Here is a 20,133-nt window from a genome sequence, read left to right as displayed (position 1 = left end):
TTGCCACATGGAGTGGGTTTGTTTATGTCGCTTTCGTGATAGATGTTTTTTCACGATACATTGTAGGTTGGCGTGTATCAACGACAATGCACACAGAGCTTATTCTTGATGCGTTAGAGCAAGCTATTTGGCATCGTGGCAACCCCGAAGGGTTAATTCACCACAGCGACAGAGGCAGCCAATATTTGTCTATACGATACACTGAGCGACTTGCTGAAGCTGGAATTCAAGCGTCTGTAGGCAGTGTGGGTGACTCTTATGACAATGCATTGGCTGAAACAATAAATGGATTATTTAAAACAGAGATTATTCGCAGAAATGGCCCGTGGAAGAATGTTGATGCTGTTGAATACGCAACGTTAGAGTGGGTCAATTGGTTTAATAATCAACGCTTATTATCTTCAATTGGGTATATTTCACCAGCTCAATATGAAACAGACTACTATGATAATTTAAACGAGTCAGGTAAAGTGGCCTGACTTAAACAAACTGGTCTCCGATGAACTCGGGGCGATTCAACCTACCTTTTAACGTAGGTCGGATAAGTGGCGAAGCCACGCCATCCGACAAAAATGATGAATTTACTTGGGGCAACCCGACTTATCACGCTGTGTATAATATGCAAAATTGCGACTTAAATTAAGCCGCAATTAGATTTAAGCTCTGATATATGAAGTTAATATTTGCTCATTTTGGTCTTCAACCAAATAATTTTAGATAAATCATTACACTCCGTAGTTTGCATCAACTAGTTGACTAACAAAAATATTTGAAATGTTTTCTTTAGACTTTAACCAAAGCTCAACGTCTGCTCTATCTTGGTTAGTCGCCGAACCATAACGATTAACAGAACAAATAAAACCACTGAATGACTTACAGTCACCTCCACCAGCAATACAAAGTTTTCTTTTATCGATGAATTCTAAAAGCCCATCTAGTAATAAATCAAATTCCGCTTCAGTAGCATTTAAATTACAAGTAAATTCAAAACCTAGAATAGCAAATTCATCTAAATACAATTTCTTGCGTAATCGTCTACTTTTAGTACTCATAAATATCCTTTGGCATATGACGCCAACTTATTAACCCGCCAATGAGGTACATAGAATAAGTTATAAAGAAACAAAATCCAAAGATAATTTACTATTTAACAAATAGTTAGAACATAACTAACTATTAAGTTGTTATCTGAGTGCTTTTTAATGAAGAGATTTATTCACAAAAAGGATAAGAGACGTTGCGCTTTTGTGAATTTAAGTTCTGATGTCTGAAGTCAAGATTTGACCACTTTGGTTTTTTCATGCACATCAGGAGGAGATGTAGGAAGAAAATCGAAATGTGACAACACTGAACCCTTATAACGCCCGCGTAATGGGCGCTAGCTTGCGAGCGTCCTAATTAACGCGTTTGTTAAGTGCATTATAGTTCTCGATGCACTGCTTTCGTTATGTCCCAAATTGATTTATCAAAACTCTTTTTTATAATGGTCGTATTATTAAAATTATGAGCTTTTGCCCAATCAATGGTTGTTTGAGGATATGGATCTACTATTAAAAGGTTTGGTCGTGCTTGCTCAATAGGCTCCCAGATATGTACATCATGAGCTATATATTTTATACCAACAAGAACAACTAAGCTTGAGGTAGCAATAATTTCAGAATATCTATTTTGTGTATTCTTAATCAGCTCACTATTTACAACGACACGCTTTCCCTCTGCATACATAGCTAAAACGGGGCTCAAGTCAGAGTTTTTTTGGTCATTACACCATTTTTCTACGTCATGAGCTGTCGACACAGCTTTAGTTTCTAAACCTTCCACATACGTTCTACAACCTATCATTGTATTGCCTGACATAACCATGCCATTAGGAAGTTGTGGTAGAAAATTAGATGAACCATGAGGCTTCAATAAGTTAACTCCATTATCATCAGCATTATAATCCAAGTTAAAGCCATTTCTAGTTAGGGATTGTTCTATCAATAAATCATAATTTAAAGTTGTGATATTTATCTGTTCCATACAGCTTCGTAGTTTATTAAATAAACGTACATAAGCATTGTCTGGCCTAGTAAAAAATTTTGATAAGTAACAAGCTAACTCCTTTTGAAGTGGATTAATGATTCGGCTGTCATCAGCAACTGTAGCCATACCTGCTTCAAATCCACAGGTTCTAAATACAGCTTTTGATTCAGAGCTAAGTCTATAAAATGCACCATTCAAGTTTTCAAGATCATTGAATAGGTCATTTCCCAATGGAGGATTTTTTGGCGAGCACCCACCTGAACCAAAACTTGCTCCCGCACCAAAAACTATACTAATCAGAATATTTCTCCTTGCCAGAAAGGCACTTAACAACTTTGTATCCGACATTTGTCGTTTTATAAACCGACAAATGTCTAAATATTACAATTAATCTAATTTAACCAGCGAATAAACACATGTAAACAATTAGTTAGCTCTCATCTAAATTTACTGGATGCAGAAAAACACCAAAATGGTGGAGCTCAGTAATATTAGACAAAAAGTGTTGTGCAAATAAACAATAGAGGCAGGTGTATTATTTTTACTGACAAATAGAATAACTTAGACTTTTATTTTCGCCTTGAGCCTTTCTCCTTGAACCTTTTCCCTTTCACCTTTTTCCTGAACCCACAACAAAAAAGCCGCTGTTCATTACAAACAGCGGCTTTCTTTCTAAAGCTTATGGCTAAAAACTGACAGCTGACAGCTAGTACTTTAAGCTTTACCAATCACTTCAAGTCCACCCATGTATGGGCGTAATACTTCTGGTACGACTACAGAGCCGTCGGCTTGTTGGTAGTTTTCTAGTATTGCTACAAGTGTACGACCAACCGCTAAACCTGAGCCGTTTAGTGTGTGTAAAAGCTCTGGTTTTTTAGCACCTTCACGACGAAAACGTGCTTGCATACGGCGTGCTTGGAAATCGACCATGTTTGAACATGATGAAATTTCACGGTAGGTGTCTTGTGCTGGTAACCATACTTCTAAATCGTATGTTTTAGCTGCGCCAAAACCCATGTCGCCCATACATAAAATCACTTTACGGTATGGCAATTCTAGCGCTTGTAAAATTTGCTCAGCATGGCCTGTTAGCTCTTCGAGTGCTTGCATTGAATCTTCTGGTTTTACAAGCTGTACAAGCTCTACTTTATCAAACTGGTGCTGACGGATTAAACCGCGTGTATCGCGACCGTAGCTGCCAGCTTCACTTCTAAAACATGGCGTGTGCGCTGTTAAGCGAATTGGTAAATCGCTTTCTTCGTAAATTTCATCACGTGCGCTGTTTGTAAGCGGTACTTCTGCCGTAGGAATAAGGCTAAAGCCAGCTTGCTGCTCGCCATCATCGTTCACTAGGCCTAACGTGTGGAATAAATCGCCCGCAAACTTAGGTAATTGGCTCGTACCGTATAGGCTTGCGCTATTAACTAAGTACGGTACATACATTTCTGTGTAGCCGTTTTTATCTGTGTGGGTGTCTAGCATGTATTGGGTAAGTGCACGGTGCATACGTGCTACTTGGCCGCGCATTACTGTAAAACGTGCGCCACTAATTTTAACGCCCATTTCAAAGTCTAGGCCGTTTAGGTCTTGACCTACATCAACGTGGTCTTTAACTTCAAAATCGTACTTTTTAGGTGTACCCCAAGTTAAAATTTCTACGTTGTCGTCTTCGTCAGCGCCTTCTGGTACCGACTCGTCCGGTAAGTTTGGAATTGCTAAGGCAATTTGTTTAATTGCTTCTAACACTTCGTCTTGCTCAGCTTTAGCCGCGTCTAACTCGCTGCCTAAGTTAGCAACTGCGTCTAGCAATGGTTGTGCGTCTTCGCCTTTTGCTTTTGCTTGACCAATGGCTTTAGCACTGGCGTTACGTTGACTTTGAAGTTCTTGCGTTTTTACTTGTAATGTTTTGCGTTTTTCTTCAAGTTCAGTCACTACCGCTACATCTAGCTCATAACCACGTGCGGCTAAACGTGCTGCAGTTTGTTCGACATCTTGACGTAAATATTTAGAATCTAACATGTTAGTTTTTTAACCTTTTTGCATTACTAGCTGAAGGCCCAGCCAAGCCATAAAAATACACACCATCACGTTTAAGATGATATTGAGGGCCATTTTAATAAAGTGACCTTGTTGTAATAACAACAACGAATCCATTGAGAATGTTGAAAAGGTGGTTAACGCACCTAAAAAGCCAATTCCGATGAGGGTTTTAGCAGGACTGACGGCAATAACTTGTTTATCTATTAAACCGTATAAAATGCCCATCAACAATGAACCCAGAATATTAACCGTCAACGTGCCAAAAGGGAATCCCCTACCGAGGAGTTTTAGCATGGTTTCGCTAATAAAAAACCGTAAACAGGCTCCTGACGCTCCGCCAAGGGCTATCATCATGTAAAGTTTAATCATGCTCATAACGTTTTATTGGACTTTGTGCGTCGCGCTCTTTTAAATAATCGAGCTTTTGTTTAATTTTTTGCTCAAGTCCACGATCACTTGGCTGGTAGTATTGTTTGCCATCCATTTCTGGCGGTAGGTATTTTTCGCCAGCAGCAAATGCGCCTTCTTCGTTATGCGCGTAACGATACTCTGCGCCATAACCTAAGTCTTTCATTAAATTGGTGGGGGCATTACGTAAATGCTCTGGTACCGGGTAGCTTGGCTCGTTTTTAGCGTCTTGTTTGGCTTGATTAAACGCCATATAAACCGCATTACTTTTAGGTGCACTAGCCAAGTACAAAGTGGCCTGTGCAATGGCGCGCTCACCTTCGCTTGGGCCAACACGCTGAAAAATATCCCATGCGTTTAAAGCCACTTCCATCGCTCGTGGATCTGCGTTGCCGATGTCTTCTGTAGCAATTGCTAATAAGCGCCTTGCAACATAAAGCGGGTCGCCGCCACCGGCTAAAATACGGCAGTACCAGTAAAGCGCACCATCTGGCGAACTGCCTCGCACCGATTTATGAAACGCCGAAATTAAATCGTAAAATTCATCGCCGCCTTTATCGTATTTAGCTAAATGCGTAGGGAGTACTTGGCTCAGTACCTGTTCGTCTACGTTGTACTTGCCGTTTTGCTCAGTGGTTAAATCGACTGCTTGCTCGAGTAAATTAAGCACTTTACGAGCATCGCCACCGCTTGCTTGGCACAGCGCTTGTTTGGCGTTATCTGCAATCACGATTTGCTTTTGGCTAAGTTGTTCGTCTTGTTTGAGTGCGCGCTCTATTACTGTGTATAAATCGCTTTCTTGCAAGGATTTTAATACATACACCCTTGCGCGAGATAAAATCGCATTATTAAGCGCAAATGAGGGGTTTTCGGTGGTGGCACCAACAAATATAAAAGTGCCATCTTCAATATGCGGTAAAAACGCGTCTTGCTGAGATTTATTAAAGCGGTGTACCTCGTCAACAAACATCAAAGTGCGCTGACCACGGCTTTGTAAGTTATCGCGCGCTTGGGTTACGCTATCGCGTATATCTTTCACCCCGGCAGTTACCGCCGACATTTGAATTAGTTCAGCGTCTGCATGGTTGGCAATAATTTGCGCCAGCGTAGTTTTACCTACCCCCGGCGGCCCCCATAAAATTAAACTATGGCAGCGCCCTGCTACTATCGCTTGATGAAGAGGTTTATCAGCGCTGAGTAAATGTTGCTGCCCTATGTAATCGTTAAGCGATAAAGGGCGCATACGCGCAGCGAGTGGGCGCACATCGGGCCCAAAGTTAAATCCTAAATTACTCACCGTTACTCTGATCGTCTATTTCTACACCCGCTGGCGGGGTAAATTCAAAAGTTGTTTTATCAAGCTCAGTATTAACCTGTGCATTGCTAAATGTAAACGCAGACAGCTGGCCTGAGTTATCTTTAACTACCAGTTTTGCAAGCCCTTGCTCGTTATCAGCAAAAGTAATATCAAGCTGCTCTACTTGGCTTTCTACGCCTTTATTTGGGGTAATGCTAAAGCCTAAGTCAGTAGCGATCACGCTGTATTTTTCCCATTGCGCAGGGTCTTTAGAGGTGAGCAATATAAACGGCGTTGAGTCAATTAAACCGCTGGTTTTCATAATGGTTACTTGCTCAGCAAAGCTATCAAAGTAATAGGTTTTATCGCCGTTTGATACAAATAAAGTGTCGTCTGGGTTAGTTTGCTGCCAGCGGATCATTAATGGCTGTTGCAACGCAATATTGCCTTGACCTTGCATTACCAGTTGGCCTTCACCGTCGGTTACGTTCTGTTTAAATTGTGCTTTAAAGCTTTTTAAGGTCGATAACTTATCTTGTAATGCTTGGCTGTCGTCAGCAAAGCTTGGCATCGCCACTAAACTGCCCAATACCAATAATAAACTACTTAATTTTTTCATTAATTTGCTCCATTAGGTACTAATACATCGCGCGCGCCGTTGTGTCCTGGTGCACTCACGATACCTGATGTTTCCATTTGTTCTACTAAACGTGCAGCACGATTATAGCCTACACGTAATTTACGTTGCACTGATGATACCGATACTTTACCGGTTTCTATTACAAAGGCGACCGCTTCGTCGTATAACGGATCTGACTCTTCATCGCCATTTTCACTGGCTTCCCCTGGTAATAGAATATCTTCCGTGGCATCGCCATTTAAAATCTCGTCTATGTAATTTGGTTTAGCACGGGCTTTCCAATCGTTTACCACAGCATGTACTTCATGGTCGTCTACAAACGCGCCATGCACACGCTCAGGTACACTGGTACCTGGCGGTAAATAAAGCATGTCACCCATGCCTAATAAATTTTCTGCGCCTTGTTGATCAAGTATGGTGCGCGAGTCTATTTTACTTGATACCTGAAACGCCATACGTGTAGGTATATTCGCTTTTATTAAACCGGTTATTACATCAACCGACGGACGCTGCGTTGCCAAAATTAAATGAATACCCGCAGCACGCGCTTTTTGCGCTATACGGGCAATAAGTTCTTCAACTTTTTTACCTACAATCATCATCATGTCGGCAAATTCGTCAATAACCACCACTATGCTGGGTAATTTATCCAGCTCATCTGGGCCGTCTTTCATGCCGTCGGTGTCTTTAAATAATGGATCCATAATTGGGTAGCCCGCTTCTTTGGCTTCCATTACTTTTTGGTTGTACCCTTTTAAGTTACGTACACCTAAAGCCGACATCAGCTTATAGCGGCGTTCCATTTCACCTACACACCAACGCAGTGCGTTAGCCGCTTCTTTCATGTCGGTCACAACTTCACACAATAAATGCGGAATGCCTTCGTAAACAGAAAGCTCAAGCATTTTCGGGTCAATCATGATCATACGAACATCTTCAGGGCCCGATTTATACAGTAAGCTTAATATCATTACATTAACGCCCACTGACTTACCTGAACCGGTTGTACCAGCTACCAGTAAGTGTGGCATTTTACCTAAGTCGGCACACACAGGTTGCCCTGCAATATCTTTACCTAGCACCATGGTTAACGGCGATGGGTTTTGCTCAAACTTAGGTGCGTTTATGACTTCTGATAAACGTACAATTTCACGGTATTTATTAGGCAGCTCAATACCGATATAGGTTTTACCCGGAATAACTTCAACCACGCGCACACTAATTGCCGAAAGTGAACGCGCTAAATCTTTTGACAGCCCTGTAATTTTAGACACCTTAATACCCGGTGCTAAATCAAGCTCAAAACGAGTAACAACAGGCCCTGGATATACTCCAACTACGGTTGCTTGTACGTTAAAATCGAGTAATTTTGTTTCTACAAGGCGTGATACGCTATCGAGCTCTTCTTGCGAAATGGGGTTTTTAGCTTTGTCGGGTCTGTCGAGTAAATTAAGTGATGGCAATGGCCCCGGTGGTGGCTCTTGCTCTAATAATTGCTCAAACTTTTCTTTTGCAGTTGGCGGCGGTTGAAACCCTGATTTTGGCTTGTTAATTGGCCTTGCTGGTGAAACCACGGTTGTTGCTGGTTTTTCAGGTTCAACCACAGGGCTTTGATCCAGCGCGTTAAGTGCTGCCTCGGTGTCCATAGGTTCATCGTCTATGGCGCTAAAGCTAATTTCTTGATCGAGTATTTGGTCAAGCTCGTCAAACGGCATAAATTCGTCGTCTTGAGGGGCATTAACCTTAGTTGCTGGTTTATCAATTGCTTTTGGTTTGTCTGCTACTTTATTAGCAAGCTCAGGTTCTTGTTGGTGTGTATCGTTTTCAAAATAGGCATCAGGTTGCTCGTCTTGTACTTTACCTGCAATGCGTTCACGTTGCATCCAGCCCCGGGCATAGGTCACCAAAAAGCGGTATAACCGAACAATTAAATCACCTAAGTAATCAACAAATTGCACCCACGACACACCCGTTAATAGCGTTAGCCCTGCAAAAAAGAAACACAGTAGTAAAATAGAGGTACCGGTAAAATTAAACGCTGGCATCATGGCTGATGCAATCACATCACCCACTACCCCACCGGATGAAAAATTATAAATATCATCAAAATTAATACTGCTAATAGCAGTGGCTGAGGTAATAAACAGCGCAAAACCAATAATGCGTAATCCAAGTGTGGTGTAATCGAGTTGTAAAATACGGTGTGGCTGCTTAAACACCAAGTAACCTAGCAGCTGAATAGCCGCTGGCACAAAATAGGCAAGCCAGCCAAAGGTAAGTAATAGTATGTCGGCCACCCACGCGCCCGCTGTACCCGTAATATTTTGTACGTTGGTAAATTCACCCGTTTGCGACCAAGCAGGATCGGCAGGATGAAAACTAATTAAAGCACATAAAATAAATACCGCTGCAAAGGTGCTGACGATGAGCCCCGTTTCTAATAGTCTTTGTACACCGTTTAGGCGCATAATTACCTATCCCTCATTATTATTTTTTACACTCACTTGGCAATAGAATACCTTAGCAGGAAATGTATTTTGATGCACTTTATCTTAACCATGATGGCCTGATTATGAACAAGTTTTTATTATTTAGTCGTACACTTATTAAAAAAGCAAAGTTGGCTGCAACAATAAAAGTATATTAAAGGCTGTTACTCTATCATTAAGCAACAAAAGGACGGATAACCACGCCCTCTTCACCTTTTACTTCTTCCATGACTACATAAGTGCGGCTTTCACTCACATTAGGCAGCTTTAATAGTATATCACCGAGCACGCCTCGGTATTCTGACATATCGTTAACTCGGGTTTTTAATAAAAAGTCGAAATTACCCGAAACCAAATGACATTCTATAATTTCTTCGTGCTTTCTAACAGCAGCACTGAACTCTTCAAATACGTCGGGCGATGTTTTGGTAATGGTTACTTCCACATACACAGAAAGCCCTTGACCAAGCTTGGCAGGATCAACCACGGCTTTGTAGCCTAAAATATACCCTTCTCGTTCGAGCTTTTTCACTCGCTCTAGACAGGGCGTGGCGCTTAGGCCAACTCGTCGGGCCAGTTCAACATTTGACAGGCGGCCATCGAGTTGTAATTCGACTAAAATCTTGCGATCAATACGGTCTAATAAGTTATGCATAGCTTTTTAGTTTTTTATTCTAATAAAATCGATTTAACAGATACTAACACTACAAAGACCTTAAAAAAAGGTGAGACACACTACCCTAGCATGAATATAATAGTGAAAAATTTTTATCCCGTTCTAACAAGGCAAAATTATGATTATTGGTGTACCTAAAGAAATTAAAAACCATGAGTACCGTGTAGGTATGGTTCCTGCGAGTGTTCGCGAACTTGTAAATCACGGTCACCAAGTGATTGTTGAAACGAATGCTGGTATGGGCATTGGTTTTACAGATGATGATTATGTTCAAGCAGGTGCTGAAATTTTAGAAACAGCTGCTGACGTTTTTGCAAAAGCAGAAATGATCATCAAGGTAAAAGAGCCACAAGCTGTTGAACGTGCAATGTTACGTGAAGACCAAATTCTTTTCACTTACCTTCACCTTGCACCGGATCTTCCACAAACTGAAGACCTTGTTAAAAGTAAAGCAATCTGTATTGCTTATGAAACAGTGACTGACGCACGCGGCGGTTTACCACTATTGGCACCAATGAGTGAAGTAGCGGGTCGTATGTCTATTCAAGCAGGTGCACAAGCGCTAGAAAAAGCAAACCACGGTCGTGGTATGTTACTAGGTGGTGTACCAGGTGTTGAGCCAGCTAAAGTTGTTGTTATTGGTGGCGGCATGGTTGGTCGTAGCGCTGCACAAATGGCGGTTGGCTTAGGTGCTGAGGTTGTTGTACTTGACCGTAACATCGACGTACTACGTGCACTAGACGCACAGTTTGGTAACAAAGTTAAAGCTATTTACTCAACAGCTGACGCGCTTGAAAAGCACGTACTAGAAGCTGACCTAGTAATTGGTGGCGTGCTTATCCCAGGTGCTGCTGCACCTAAACTAGTGACTGCTGAACACATTAAAGCAATGAAGCCAGGTGCTGCTATTGTTGATGTTGCGATTGACCAAGGTGGTTGTATTGCAACCTCTAAAGCAACTACGCACGCTGATCCTACTTTCATCGTTGATGAAGTTGTTCACTACTGTGTTGCTAACATGCCTGGTGCTGTTCCACGTACATCGACGTTTGCACTTAATAATGCAACATTACCGTTCATCATTAACCTTGCAAACAAAGGTTACAAAAAAGCACTATTAGATGACGCTCACTTCTTAAAAGGCTTAAACGTAATTAAAGGCCAAGTAACATACAAAGAAGTAGCTGAAGCGTTCAACATGGAATATGTTGACCCACGTACTGCAGTAGAAAACGCGTAACAATAATAGTTACCGCTTATACCTAAGTCATTATTTAGGTATAAGCATTAAAAAAGCAGCTAATTAGCTGCTTTTTTTGTATCTAAATTTTAGGGTCTGTGGTCAACAGACCCTCGTATTATATAAATCGTTTAATAATAAAATCGACTTTTACGCGCTTAGCTTGACCAAGCAGTTTTTTCACCGGCTGCGGGTAATCGTCCATGGTTTCTAAATCATCAGGGCCGGTTAAACGACGACAATGCTTTAAAATTTCTTGGCGTTCATTATCAATATCGCGCATTATCGTTTGCTCAGGATCTTCTATTAGAATGCCATTTTCGATATCCAGCCCCCACGCGCGCGGATTTAGGTTATGCCCGCTAAGTAAATGCACTTTACGGTCGCAGCAAATCCCTTTTAGATGGAACGAGTTACTCTCGTGTTTCCACAGGTATACGTTTAGGTTGCCATTATCTATGTGGCGTTTTTGCGATTTTACAAACTTGTGCAAAATAGTTTCGTATAAATAAGGCAGTGCACCAATTTTACTAAATGGCTCGCTAGGTGGCAGATAAAAATCGTTTGCGGTTTTATCGCCCACCACAATAGTAACCTGCTTACCTTGCTTTAATAATCGACGTAAAGAGCGCATTAAAGGCGCTGGAAAATTAAAATACGGCGTGTATAACACCAACTCTTGCTCGGTGGTATCAAATAACGCTTTAATTAAGCGATTGAGCTCGTTATTACGACGGCCTAACCCTAAAAATAAACGAATACCCATTGCATGGGTATTAAACTCTTGCGCATTTTTATAACTTGCCGATTTAAGCTCACGCATAAGTTGCTTTTGTTCAAGCTTAAAGTCAGCCATACGTTTAAGCGGTCGTTGATCAATTCTTGGTACCGCTTCAGAACTTAATAAAGTTGATTCGATAAAATCAACTACTGAGTCACATAATTCGCTTTGCGATACTAAAAAGTAGCGATCGAGCCGGTATCGGTCGCTATATTGCAAATACACATTATTTAAACTGGCACCGCTGTAGAGCAGTGTGTCGTCAATAACAAAGCCTTTTAAATGTAACACCCCAAACAGTTCTTTTGCCTTTACGGGGACACCATACACTTGAACGTTTGAATTAAATTTTTCTAAATCGTCGCAATATAAGCTTGCATTGCCCTCTGACTTTTCAGCTCCTATTAAACCGCGTTGCGCACGATGAAAATCCACCAATACTTTTATCTCAAGCGCAGGATTAGCTAACGAAGCACTGTGTAGTGCAGCTAATATTTCACGACCCGCTTCATCATCTTGTAAGTAAAGTGTGGTGATATAAATTCGTTTTTTTGCGTTGGCAATTAAATCTAACAATTGCGTACGGTATTCTTGCGCATTGGTTAAGACGTTAACGTCTTTTGAAGTCAACCCAAATGCGGGTTTCTCTTGCCAAAATAACATAGTTGCCTATTCACTTAGGTCACATAATTAAGCAGTGACAAATCAAAATTAGTTAAAAGATAACAAAAAAAATCAGGCTGGTCATGAATTAACGTCGTTTTATTGGCTAACAGTCTATTTATTAGTCGAGCACTGCTTGTAAGTCATTTGCTAGTACACATTAATGAACAGCTTCGGAATTTACGAAAAAAAATAATCTCATCTTTTATTTACTTCCTGCTTGTTTTTCTTAGAATCGGGCGCATTAAAACCGTATTAAACGTTTAGGAAAAGATCATGACTGAAGCAAAACATTGTAAGTTACTTATTTTAGGTTCGGGCCCTGCAGGCTATACAGCTGCAGTTTACGCTGCACGTGCTAATTTAAACCCTGTTTTAATTACAGGTATTCAACAAGGTGGTCAGCTAACAACCACTACTGAAGTTGAAAACTGGCCTGGCGATGCACACGGTTTAACCGGCCCTGCATTAATGGATCGTATGAAAGAGCATGCAGAACGCTTTGAAACTGAAATTGTGTTCGACCACATCAACAAAGTTGACGTATCTAAGCGCCCTTTCACACTAACCGGTGACCAAGGTACTTACACCTGTGATGCTTTAATCATTGCAACAGGTGCTTCTGCGAAATATTTAGGCTTAGAGTCTGAGACTAATTTCCAAGGTCGCGGCGTTTCAGCTTGTGCAACCTGTGATGGCTTTTTCTATAAAGGTCAAAAAGTAGCGGTTGTTGGCGGTGGTAATACAGCGGTTGAAGAAGCGTTATACCTATCTAACATTGCTGATGAAGTTCATGTTATTCACCGTCGTGATAGTTTCCGTAGTGAAAAGATTCTTGCTGACCGCCTTGCTGAAAAAGCAGCAAACGGTAACGTTGTCATGCACTACAACCGTACACTCGATGAAGTGCTTGGTGACCAAATGGGCGTTACCGGCGTTCGCATTAAAGATGTGGCATCAGATGCTACTGAAGAACTTGATTTAGCGGGTGTGTTTATTGCCATTGGCCATAAGCCAAACACCGATATGTTTGAAGGTCAGCTAGAAATGAAAGACGGCTACTTAGTAGTTGAGTCTGGTCTTAACGGTAATGCAACACAAACGAGTGTGCCAGGCGTATTTGCTGCCGGTGATGTGTCTGATCATATCTACCGTCAAGCAATCACTTCTGCGGGTACTGGCTGTATGGCTGCACTTGATGCAGAACGCTTTTTAGATAACCTATAAGTTTTCATAACATATAGTAAGGGCTGAATTTTCAGCCCTTTTTTTGTGGCCAAAAATTATAAAGGCTCATCCAACACCGAAAAGTACTCATTGCAGCCGCATAAACATTCACAAAAATTATACTGGAAATCAATCGTATTTATACAATTAATGGCTTAGGTACGATAGGATCTAAGGGTGAGCAACGAATACCGTCAAATTATATAAGTAAAACTAGCTATAATTATCGTCAGGAATAAAAGCTTTATTCATTTAGGCATTACTAGAGACTGTAAAATCAGTTAAAATGCTTAACTTCATATCAAGTAAATTACCGAGAGTTTTCTATGAGTTTGTATACAAAATATATGGAAGAAATCCAAACCCGTAAAACGGAGCTTGGATTAAGCCCACAACCAATCGATAGCGCTGAACTAGTATCAGAAATAATTAATCAAATTAAAGATACTAATAACGAGCACCGTAAAGATTCACTGCATTTCTTTATTTATAATACTTTACCTGGAACAACTAGTGCTGCGGGCGTTAAAGCACAGTTTCTAAAAGAAATCATTTTAGGTGAAGAGCTCGTTGCAGAGATCACTCCAGAATTTGCATTTGAACTGCTTTCACACATGAAAGGCGGCCCGTCAATTGAAATACTAATTGATTTAGCATTTGGTGATGACGCAGCAATCGCAGCACAAGCGGCTGAAGTACTTAAAACTCAGGTATTCTTATACGATGCTGATATGGAGCGCATAAAAGCGGCCTACGAAGCAGGTAACGCAATTGCTAAAGAATTACTCGAGAGTTTCTCAAAAGCTGAATTCTTCACAAAACTACCTGACATCGAAGAAAAAATCGAAGTAGTAACTTACATTGCTGGTGAAGGCGACATCTCAACTGATTTACTGTCTCCAGGTAACCAAGCACACTCACGTGCTGACCGTGAATTACACGGTAAGTGTATGATCACTGAAGAAGCACAACAAGAAATCGTTGAACTTCAAAAGAAACACCCTAATGCTAAAGTAATGCTTATTGCTGAAAAAGGCACCATGGGCGTTGGTTCATCTCGTATGTCTGGTGTAAATAACGTTGCACTTTGGGCGGGTAAACAAGCAAGTCCATACGTTCCTTTCATCAACATTGCACCTGTTGTTGCAGGTACTAATGGTATCGCACCAATCTTCTTAACGACGGTTGATGTAACCGGCGGTATTGGTCTTGATCTTAAAAACTGGGTTAAGAAAGTAGATGCAGACGGCAATACTGTAACTGATGAAAATGGCGATGCAGTGCTTGAAGAAGCTTATTCAGTTGCCACAGGTACTGTATTAACAATCAATACAAAAGAGAAAAAGCTTTATAACGGTGATAAAGAACTGGTTGATGTATCATCAGCGTTCACACCGCAAAAAGTTGAATTCATGAAAGCTGGTGGTTCTTACGCTGTAGTATTTGGTAAGAAACTACAAACGTTTGCTGCTGAAACGCTCGGCATTGAAACTCCTCTTGTGTATGCACCTTCAAAAGAAATTTCACATGAAGGCCAAGGCTTAACAGCGGTTGAAAAAATCTTTAACCGTAATGCGGTAGGTGTTCTATCTGATACGCCACTTCACGCAGGCTCAAATGTTCGTGTTAAAGTGAACATCGTTGGTTCGCAAGATACAACCGGTCCAATGACAGCACAAGAATTAGAAGCGATGGCTGCTTCAACGATTTCACCTCTTGTTGATGGTGCTTATCAGTCTGGTTGTCACACTGCATCAGTATGGGATAGCAAAGCACAAGCTAACATTCCTAAACTAATGGCGTTTATGAATAAGTTTGGTTTGATCACTGCACGTGACCCGAAAGGCGTTTACCATGCAATGACTGACGTTATTCACAAAGTATTGAACGACATTACAATTGATGATCGCGCTATCATCATCGGTGGTGACTCGCATACTCGTATGTCTAAAGGCGTTGCCTTTGGTGCCGATTCAGGTACTGTTGCTGTTGCACTTGCAACCGGTGAATCAGCGATGCCGATTCCTGATTCAGTTAAAGTGACGTTTAAAGGCAAAATGGCTAAGCACATGGATTTCCGCGACGTTGTACATGCAACGCAAGCGCAAATGCTTAAGCAATTTGGTGGCGAAAACGTATTCCAAGGTCGTATCATTGAAGTACATATTGGTACCCTAATGGCTGACCAAGCGTTTACTTTCACTGACTGGACTGCAGAAATGAAAGCGAAAGCGTCAATCTGTATTTCAAATGATGAAACGCTAATTAAGTCAATTGAACTTGCTAAATCACGTATCCAAATCATGATCAACAAAGGTATGGATAACGAAGCGCAAACGCTACAAGGTCTAATCGACTTAGCTGACAAACGTATTGCAGGTATTCAATCTGGTGAAGAGCCAGCACTTTCTCCAGACGACAACGCTAAATACCACGCAGAAGTTGTGGTTGATTTGGACCAAATCGTTGAGCCAATGATTGCCGATCCAGACGTGAACAACGATGATGTTTCTAAGCGTTATACTCACGATGTGATCCGCCCTGTTTCTTTTTACAACGACAAACCTGTTGATTTAGGTTTCGTTGGTTCGTGTATGGTTCACAAAGGCGATATGAAAATTATTGCTCACATGCTGCGTAACCTAGAAAAGAAAAACGGTTCTATCTCATTCAAAGCACCATTAGTTGTTGCGCCACCAACATACAACATTGTTGATGAGCTTAAAGCGGAAGGCGACTGGGATATTCTTGCTAAATACGCAGGTTTTGAATTTGACGATGAAAAACCAAAAACAGCGGCACGTACTAAGTATGAAAATATCCTATACCTAGAACGCCCTGGTTGTAACTTATGTATGGGTAACCAAGAAAAAGCTGAACCTGGTGACACTGTTATCGCAACATCAACTCGTCTGTTCCAAGGCCGTGTAGTAGCCGATACATCTGAGAAAAAAGGTGAGTCACTACTAGGCTCTACGCCGGTTGTAGTACTTTCTACTGTACTTGGTCGTTTCCCGACTATCGAAGAGTATAAGTCTGCGGTTGAAGGTATTGACCTTACCTCGTTTACACCTGTTGAAGAAGCAATGACAACTAAGTTTAACGCTGGACAAGCAGTACCTGTAAAAGTGGTTAGCTAATTCGATTAGTTTACCATTTAATTAAGCGCGTTTTTTAACGCGCTTTTTTTATGTCTAAAATTTACCTAACAGGAATGTAAGCCCTGCTCAACCCTATGGACAACACAATAATTTGTGGTTTGTGATTTTAAAGCAACAGGTTACACTTTACCTTGACCATGCAGTTATTCAATCGGTGTTATGACTAAACAACTCTATCAACTCGCTCAAAGCCACTTTGCTTTTCCTGATCCCAACCATGCATTAGATGATCCCGATGGTTTACTTGCCATTGGTGGATGCTTGTCGGTAGCGCGATTAAAAAATGCCTACAGCCAAGGTATTTTTCCGTGGTTTAGTGAGCACGAGCCAATTATGTGGTGGTCGCCTAGTGAGCGGGGTATTGTTGAGCTCAATGACTTTCATGTTAGTAAAAGCCTACGTAAGCATTTAAAAAAGCACCCGGTCACCGTAACCATAAACCATGCCTTTGAAGAAGTGATAGAAGCATGTCGCGATCAACGTATTGATACCGATGGCACCTGGATCACTCCGCAAATGCAACAGGCGTACATTAATGCCCATCACCATGGAATTGCTCATAGTTTAGAGGTTTGGCGCGAGGGAGAGCTTGCAGGTGGCTTATATGGCATCATGCAAACCGGTGTTTTTTGTGGTGAATCAATGTTTCATCATCAAACAAATTGCTCCAAACTGGCTATGTGGGCGCTGGTTAATTGGCTTAAACGCCATAATGCGCATTTTATTGATTGCCAATTAGAAAACCCTTATTTAATGTCGTTAGGTGCTAGCGTGGTTTCGCGTGAAGAATTTTTAACTAAACTTAATAAAGCACAGTGTTACACCCCAGCTGCCAGCATGTGGCAGCCACAGGAGCTAATCGCGATATATGAATGAACAACTTCCAGCTCGTATAGGCCTAAGCCAACCGTTTGAATGCAGTTATTTACCTGATCGCCAAGAGCAACTGCTGGTGATACTCGACCCAAGTTGTTATAGCAGCAACAAGTTTGAGTCGTTATTAGGATTAGGCTTTCGTCGCAGTGGTAACCAAATTTACCGTCCGCACTGCCCTATTTGCAGCGCGTGTAGTTCTGTGCGCGTTTTAGCTGATGAGTTTATGCCGACAAAATCGCAAAAACGTAAACTTAACAAAGCAAAAAACCGCTTTGAGGTAAAATATTCTCAAGTTGAACGCGAACAATACTATCCACTTTACAGTAAATACATTAGCTTGCGCCACCAAGACGGTAGTATGTATCCACCTGATAAATCACAATTTCAAAGCTTTTTGTTTTGTAGTTGGTTAACCATTACTTTTATAGAGCTTTGGGATCAAGATAACTTAGTGGCTGTTGCTGTAACTGATTGTATGGACAATGCTATTTCGGCAATTTATACATTTTTTGACCCTGACTATGAGCACTTTAGTTTAGGCACTGTAATGATATTACAGCAACTTAAATTTGCTAAACTACAACAAAAACAATTTGTTTATTTAGGCTATCAAATAGATGAATGCGACAAAATGAACTATAAAACGCAGTTTTTACCTGCTCAAAAACAGTGCAATGACCAGTGGCTGGCTATTTAATTTACAAAAATAGCCCCTGCGCCTTTACTTATTGGCGTATTTTGGGCAAAATCTGCAGCGTTTAACTATTAAAGAGGTGTTACGCTAAACATGGCGAAAGAAGACGTAATCGAAATGCAAGGGACAGTCCTTGATACTTTACCAAATACAATGTTCCGAGTTGAGCTAGAAAATGGTCACGTAGTTGTGGCTCATATTTCAGGTAAAATGCGCAAAAACTATATCCGTATTTTAACCGGCGATAAAGTAACGGTAGAAATGACTCCTTACGATTTATCGAAAGGTCGTATCGTATTCCGTGCTCGCTAAGTAAGTGCGTAAACGAGATTTAGTTTTTGGCTAGTGAAAACTAGCTTTAAGCGTTTATTAAATGTAATTAATGGATACTCGCCAGTAATTACATTTAATAAACAAAAAACCCAGCCTTTGCTGGGTTTTTTGTTGTCTATTTCTTTGGCAAATAAAAAAGCCTGCATAAAGCATAATGCCAGTCAGTTAAGAACTGACTGGCATTTTCTTTTATAGGGGTACTTATTCGGCTTCTTTCTTATCACCCTTGGATAATGCCTATCTGGTAATCTATCGGGTAAAATAAACAATCTAAGTGTTGTCAGTAACTCATCGTAATGAATAGGCAACTTACTTGCACTATGTATTGGCGTAAACATAAAGAAAGCGATAACCTGTCGCATAGATTGGCTAAAGCTTAGCTGTGTAGGCAAAATATCCTCATCTTTAGTTGCATCAAGCATGATGATACGTATTAAATTGTAAGCGAGTAATAACCCCCATAACTCTTGACGTACCATGTCTGGTTTCTTACTACGTAACGTGTGTTTGCTATGATTCAATCCCTGCTTTATTTCTCTAAACGCCAGCTCAATTTCCCAGCGTTGAGTATAAACCTCTGTTAATTCTTCATATGGAAATCGTAAAGGGTCAATGAGAGAGCTGAGTACACGATAGCTTTTTCCATCCACTTTATAGGTGGTTAATCTTGCCATCATGGTCTCTGGTAATGACTCAAATTTCTTTCTGGCTTGAGGACTTGTGGACAAAATCACTATTTTATCATTGTCATTTATACTATGTTCAACTTGATACTGTAAATCCTTCCTCGCGGGTAACATCCAGTGAGTGTTATCTCCTTGGTTTTGCCATTGATACAACAGTCCTAATGAGTAATAGCCGCGGTCAAACAAGGTAAGAGAATTATCTGGTACGGCTGGTAATAGTCGTTGAGCTAAGCTCATTTCACCTATGCGACGGGAGTCAAAGCTGCTATCTAACAGTAAATGGCTAGATACTTCCATAAGGCTACACATTCGTACTTGTGGGTAGCTTACTTCTCCATGTTGATTACTGTCACTGCCAAATGCTTCTCTGTTTTCTTGATTATCATGAGTTCGAAAACTAACGCCATCTACAGCGAGTAAATTAAGTCCGCACCATTGTTCAAAAGACTGGGTGGAAAAGGTTTTGTGTGCAAGTAATTGAAATGTATGTTGGACTGACTCATAGCCTAACCTTTGCCGACCTTGAACTAGCGCACTTGGCGCTACTAGTTTGTTTTTTCCGGGTAAAGAGATGTCGAGTCTATTAGCGATATCCCAAACGGTTTCGTTTCGGAATAAACTCATTCCAATTACAGACCACATAACAGCTTCTAGCGGTAATCGCCTTTTACGCACAGTAGCAACACCTGCATGTTTAAATGCTTGCTCAAGAATATCAGGGTCAAGAACCTGTTTAAGTTTATCTAGTGTATGTACATCATTTAAAAATGAAGACATGTTATCGAAGTGCTGAATGAGAGACATAAAAAAATCCGATATTATTTCTAATATCGGATTTTGAAGCCATGGAAAGATCAGTCAAGTGATCATAAAAATATTCTTAACTGATCTGCATTA

General features: G+C 40.9%; 17 protein-coding genes. 7 read left to right on the top strand and 10 right to left on the bottom strand.

What is annotated here, in order from left to right:
* On the top strand, nt 1-479 hold a 479-nt coding region (locus tag L641_RS0108790), incomplete at its 5' end, for an IS3 family transposase (protein WP_024601065.1).
* 246 nt (nt 480-725) lie between these two features.
* Here the strand turns inward: L641_RS0108790 and L641_RS0108785 are convergent.
* The 8 genes from L641_RS0108785 to lrp all read right to left on the bottom strand — a co-directional run bounded on the left by L641_RS0108785 (nt 726) and on the right by lrp (nt 9,554).
* Entirely contained in the window at nt 726-1,052 is a 327-nt protein-coding gene (locus tag L641_RS0108785; protein WP_024601696.1) for a YggL family protein, read from the bottom strand.
* Nucleotides 1,053-1,419: 367 nt separating this feature from the next.
* Nucleotides 1,420-2,358 carry an SIR2 family protein gene (locus tag L641_RS0108780; RefSeq protein ID WP_216712927.1) on the bottom strand — a complete coding sequence of 313 codons (939 nt, stop codon included), beginning with the start codon at nt 2,356-2,358 and terminating at the stop codon, nt 1,420-1,422.
* A 381-nt stretch (nt 2,359-2,739) separates the two neighbouring features.
* On the bottom strand, nt 2,740-4,044 hold the full coding sequence (gene serS, locus L641_RS0108775) for a serine--tRNA ligase (protein ID WP_024601694.1): 1,305 nt from the start codon (nt 4,042-4,044) through the stop codon (nt 2,740-2,742).
* A gap of 9 nt (nt 4,045-4,053) precedes the next feature.
* Entirely contained in the window at nt 4,054-4,434 is a 381-nt protein-coding gene (gene crcB / locus L641_RS0108770) for a fluoride efflux transporter CrcB (RefSeq protein ID WP_010389726.1), read from the bottom strand.
* Complete coding sequence (locus L641_RS0108765; protein ID WP_013464762.1) at nt 4,427-5,770, bottom strand: replication-associated recombination protein A; 1,344 nt, start codon at nt 5,768-5,770, stop codon at nt 4,427-4,429. Before L641_RS0108765 ends, crcB begins: the two co-directional genes overlap by 8 nt.
* Nucleotides 5,763-6,389, bottom strand: a complete 627-nt coding sequence (gene lolA / locus L641_RS0108760; RefSeq protein ID WP_024601693.1) for an outer membrane lipoprotein chaperone LolA — start codon at nt 6,387-6,389, stop codon at nt 5,763-5,765. The genes L641_RS0108765 and lolA overlap by 8 nt, the downstream gene beginning before the upstream one ends.
* On the bottom strand, nt 6,389-8,878 hold the full coding sequence (locus L641_RS0108755; protein ID WP_024601692.1) for a DNA translocase FtsK 4TM domain-containing protein: 2,490 nt from the start codon (nt 8,876-8,878) through the stop codon (nt 6,389-6,391). The genes lolA and L641_RS0108755 overlap by 1 nt, the downstream gene beginning before the upstream one ends.
* Before the next feature lie 196 nt (nt 8,879-9,074).
* Complete coding sequence (lrp, locus tag L641_RS0108745; protein WP_008110073.1) at nt 9,075-9,554, bottom strand: leucine-responsive transcriptional regulator Lrp; 480 nt, start codon at nt 9,552-9,554, stop codon at nt 9,075-9,077.
* A gap of 139 nt (nt 9,555-9,693) precedes the next feature.
* Between lrp and ald the strand changes: the two genes are divergently transcribed.
* Complete coding sequence (ald, locus tag L641_RS0108740) at nt 9,694-10,815, top strand: alanine dehydrogenase (RefSeq protein ID WP_013464758.1); 1,122 nt, start codon at nt 9,694-9,696, stop codon at nt 10,813-10,815.
* A gap of 118 nt (nt 10,816-10,933) precedes the next feature.
* Here the strand turns inward: ald and pssA are convergent, their stop codons facing one another.
* Entirely contained in the window at nt 10,934-12,259 is a 1,326-nt protein-coding gene (pssA, locus tag L641_RS0108735; RefSeq protein ID WP_013464757.1) for a CDP-diacylglycerol--serine O-phosphatidyltransferase, read from the bottom strand.
* Between the two features lie 276 nt (nt 12,260-12,535).
* Between pssA and trxB the strand changes: the two genes are divergently transcribed.
* The 5 genes from trxB (at nt 12,536) to infA (ending at nt 18,529) form a co-directional block, all read left to right on the top strand.
* Complete coding sequence (gene trxB / locus L641_RS0108730; RefSeq protein WP_008110078.1) at nt 12,536-13,486, top strand: thioredoxin-disulfide reductase; 951 nt, start codon at nt 12,536-12,538, stop codon at nt 13,484-13,486.
* Between the two features lie 326 nt (nt 13,487-13,812).
* Nucleotides 13,813-16,626, top strand: a complete 2,814-nt coding sequence (locus L641_RS0108725; protein ID WP_024601691.1) for a bifunctional aconitate hydratase 2/2-methylisocitrate dehydratase — start codon at nt 13,813-13,815, stop codon at nt 16,624-16,626.
* Nucleotides 16,627-16,806: 180 nt separating this feature from the next.
* The gene (gene aat / locus L641_RS0108720; protein ID WP_013464755.1) at nt 16,807-17,523 is read left to right on the top strand and encodes a leucyl/phenylalanyl-tRNA--protein transferase; all 717 of its coding nucleotides are present in this window, start codon (nt 16,807-16,809) and stop codon (nt 17,521-17,523) included.
* Nucleotides 17,516-18,220 carry an arginyltransferase gene (locus L641_RS0108715; RefSeq protein WP_013464754.1) on the top strand — a complete coding sequence of 235 codons (705 nt, stop codon included), beginning with the start codon at nt 17,516-17,518 and terminating at the stop codon, nt 18,218-18,220. The genes aat and L641_RS0108715 overlap by 8 nt, the downstream gene beginning before the upstream one ends.
* Before the next feature lie 90 nt (nt 18,221-18,310).
* Nucleotides 18,311-18,529, top strand: a complete 219-nt coding sequence (infA, locus tag L641_RS0108710) for a translation initiation factor IF-1 (RefSeq protein ID WP_002962494.1) — start codon at nt 18,311-18,313, stop codon at nt 18,527-18,529.
* A 182-nt stretch (nt 18,530-18,711) separates the two neighbouring features.
* On the opposite strand, the gene L641_RS0108700 is transcribed toward infA, so the two are convergent.
* Nucleotides 18,712-20,040 carry an IS4 family transposase gene (locus tag L641_RS0108700; RefSeq protein WP_024601195.1) on the bottom strand — a complete coding sequence of 443 codons (1,329 nt, stop codon included), beginning with the start codon at nt 20,038-20,040 and terminating at the stop codon, nt 18,712-18,714.
* Nucleotides 20,041-20,133: the final 93 nt, after the last annotated feature.

Source organism: Pseudoalteromonas sp. TB41 (genome assembly GCF_000497975.1).
Lineage (GTDB): Bacteria > Pseudomonadota > Gammaproteobacteria > Enterobacterales > Alteromonadaceae > Pseudoalteromonas > Pseudoalteromonas tetraodonis.
This window is presented reverse-complemented; position numbering and strand designations above follow the sequence as displayed.

Bases quoted from the DNA above. Each gene is read 5' to 3' on its own strand.
- serS (WP_024601694.1), bottom strand. From the start codon at position 4,044: ATGTTAGATTCTAAATATTTACGTCAAGATGTCGAACAAACTGCAGCA.
- aat (WP_013464755.1), top strand. From the start codon at position 16,807: ATGACTAAACAACTCTATCAACTCGCTCAAAGCCACTTTGCTTTTCCT.
- trxB (WP_008110078.1), top strand. From the start codon at position 12,536: ATGACTGAAGCAAAACATTGTAAGTTACTTATTTTAGGTTCGGGCCCT.
- lrp (WP_008110073.1), bottom strand. From the start codon at position 9,554: ATGCATAACTTATTAGACCGTATTGATCGCAAGATTTTAGTCGAATTA.
- infA (WP_002962494.1), top strand. From the start codon at position 18,311: ATGGCGAAAGAAGACGTAATCGAAATGCAAGGGACAGTCCTTGATACT.
- L641_RS0108755 (WP_024601692.1), bottom strand. From the start codon at position 8,878: ATGCGCCTAAACGGTGTACAAAGACTATTAGAAACGGGGCTCATCGTC.
- crcB (WP_010389726.1), bottom strand. From the start codon at position 4,434: ATGATTAAACTTTACATGATGATAGCCCTTGGCGGAGCGTCAGGAGCC.
- pssA (WP_013464757.1), bottom strand. From the start codon at position 12,259: ATGTTATTTTGGCAAGAGAAACCCGCATTTGGGTTGACTTCAAAAGAC.
- L641_RS0108725 (WP_024601691.1), top strand. From the start codon at position 13,813: ATGAGTTTGTATACAAAATATATGGAAGAAATCCAAACCCGTAAAACG.
- lolA (WP_024601693.1), bottom strand. From the start codon at position 6,389: ATGAAAAAATTAAGTAGTTTATTATTGGTATTGGGCAGTTTAGTGGCG.
- L641_RS0108700 (WP_024601195.1), bottom strand. From the start codon at position 20,040: ATGTCTCTCATTCAGCACTTCGATAACATGTCTTCATTTTTAAATGAT.
- L641_RS0108715 (WP_013464754.1), top strand. From the start codon at position 17,516: ATGAATGAACAACTTCCAGCTCGTATAGGCCTAAGCCAACCGTTTGAA.
- L641_RS0108785 (WP_024601696.1), bottom strand. From the start codon at position 1,052: ATGAGTACTAAAAGTAGACGATTACGCAAGAAATTGTATTTAGATGAA.
- ald (WP_013464758.1), top strand. From the start codon at position 9,694: ATGATTATTGGTGTACCTAAAGAAATTAAAAACCATGAGTACCGTGTA.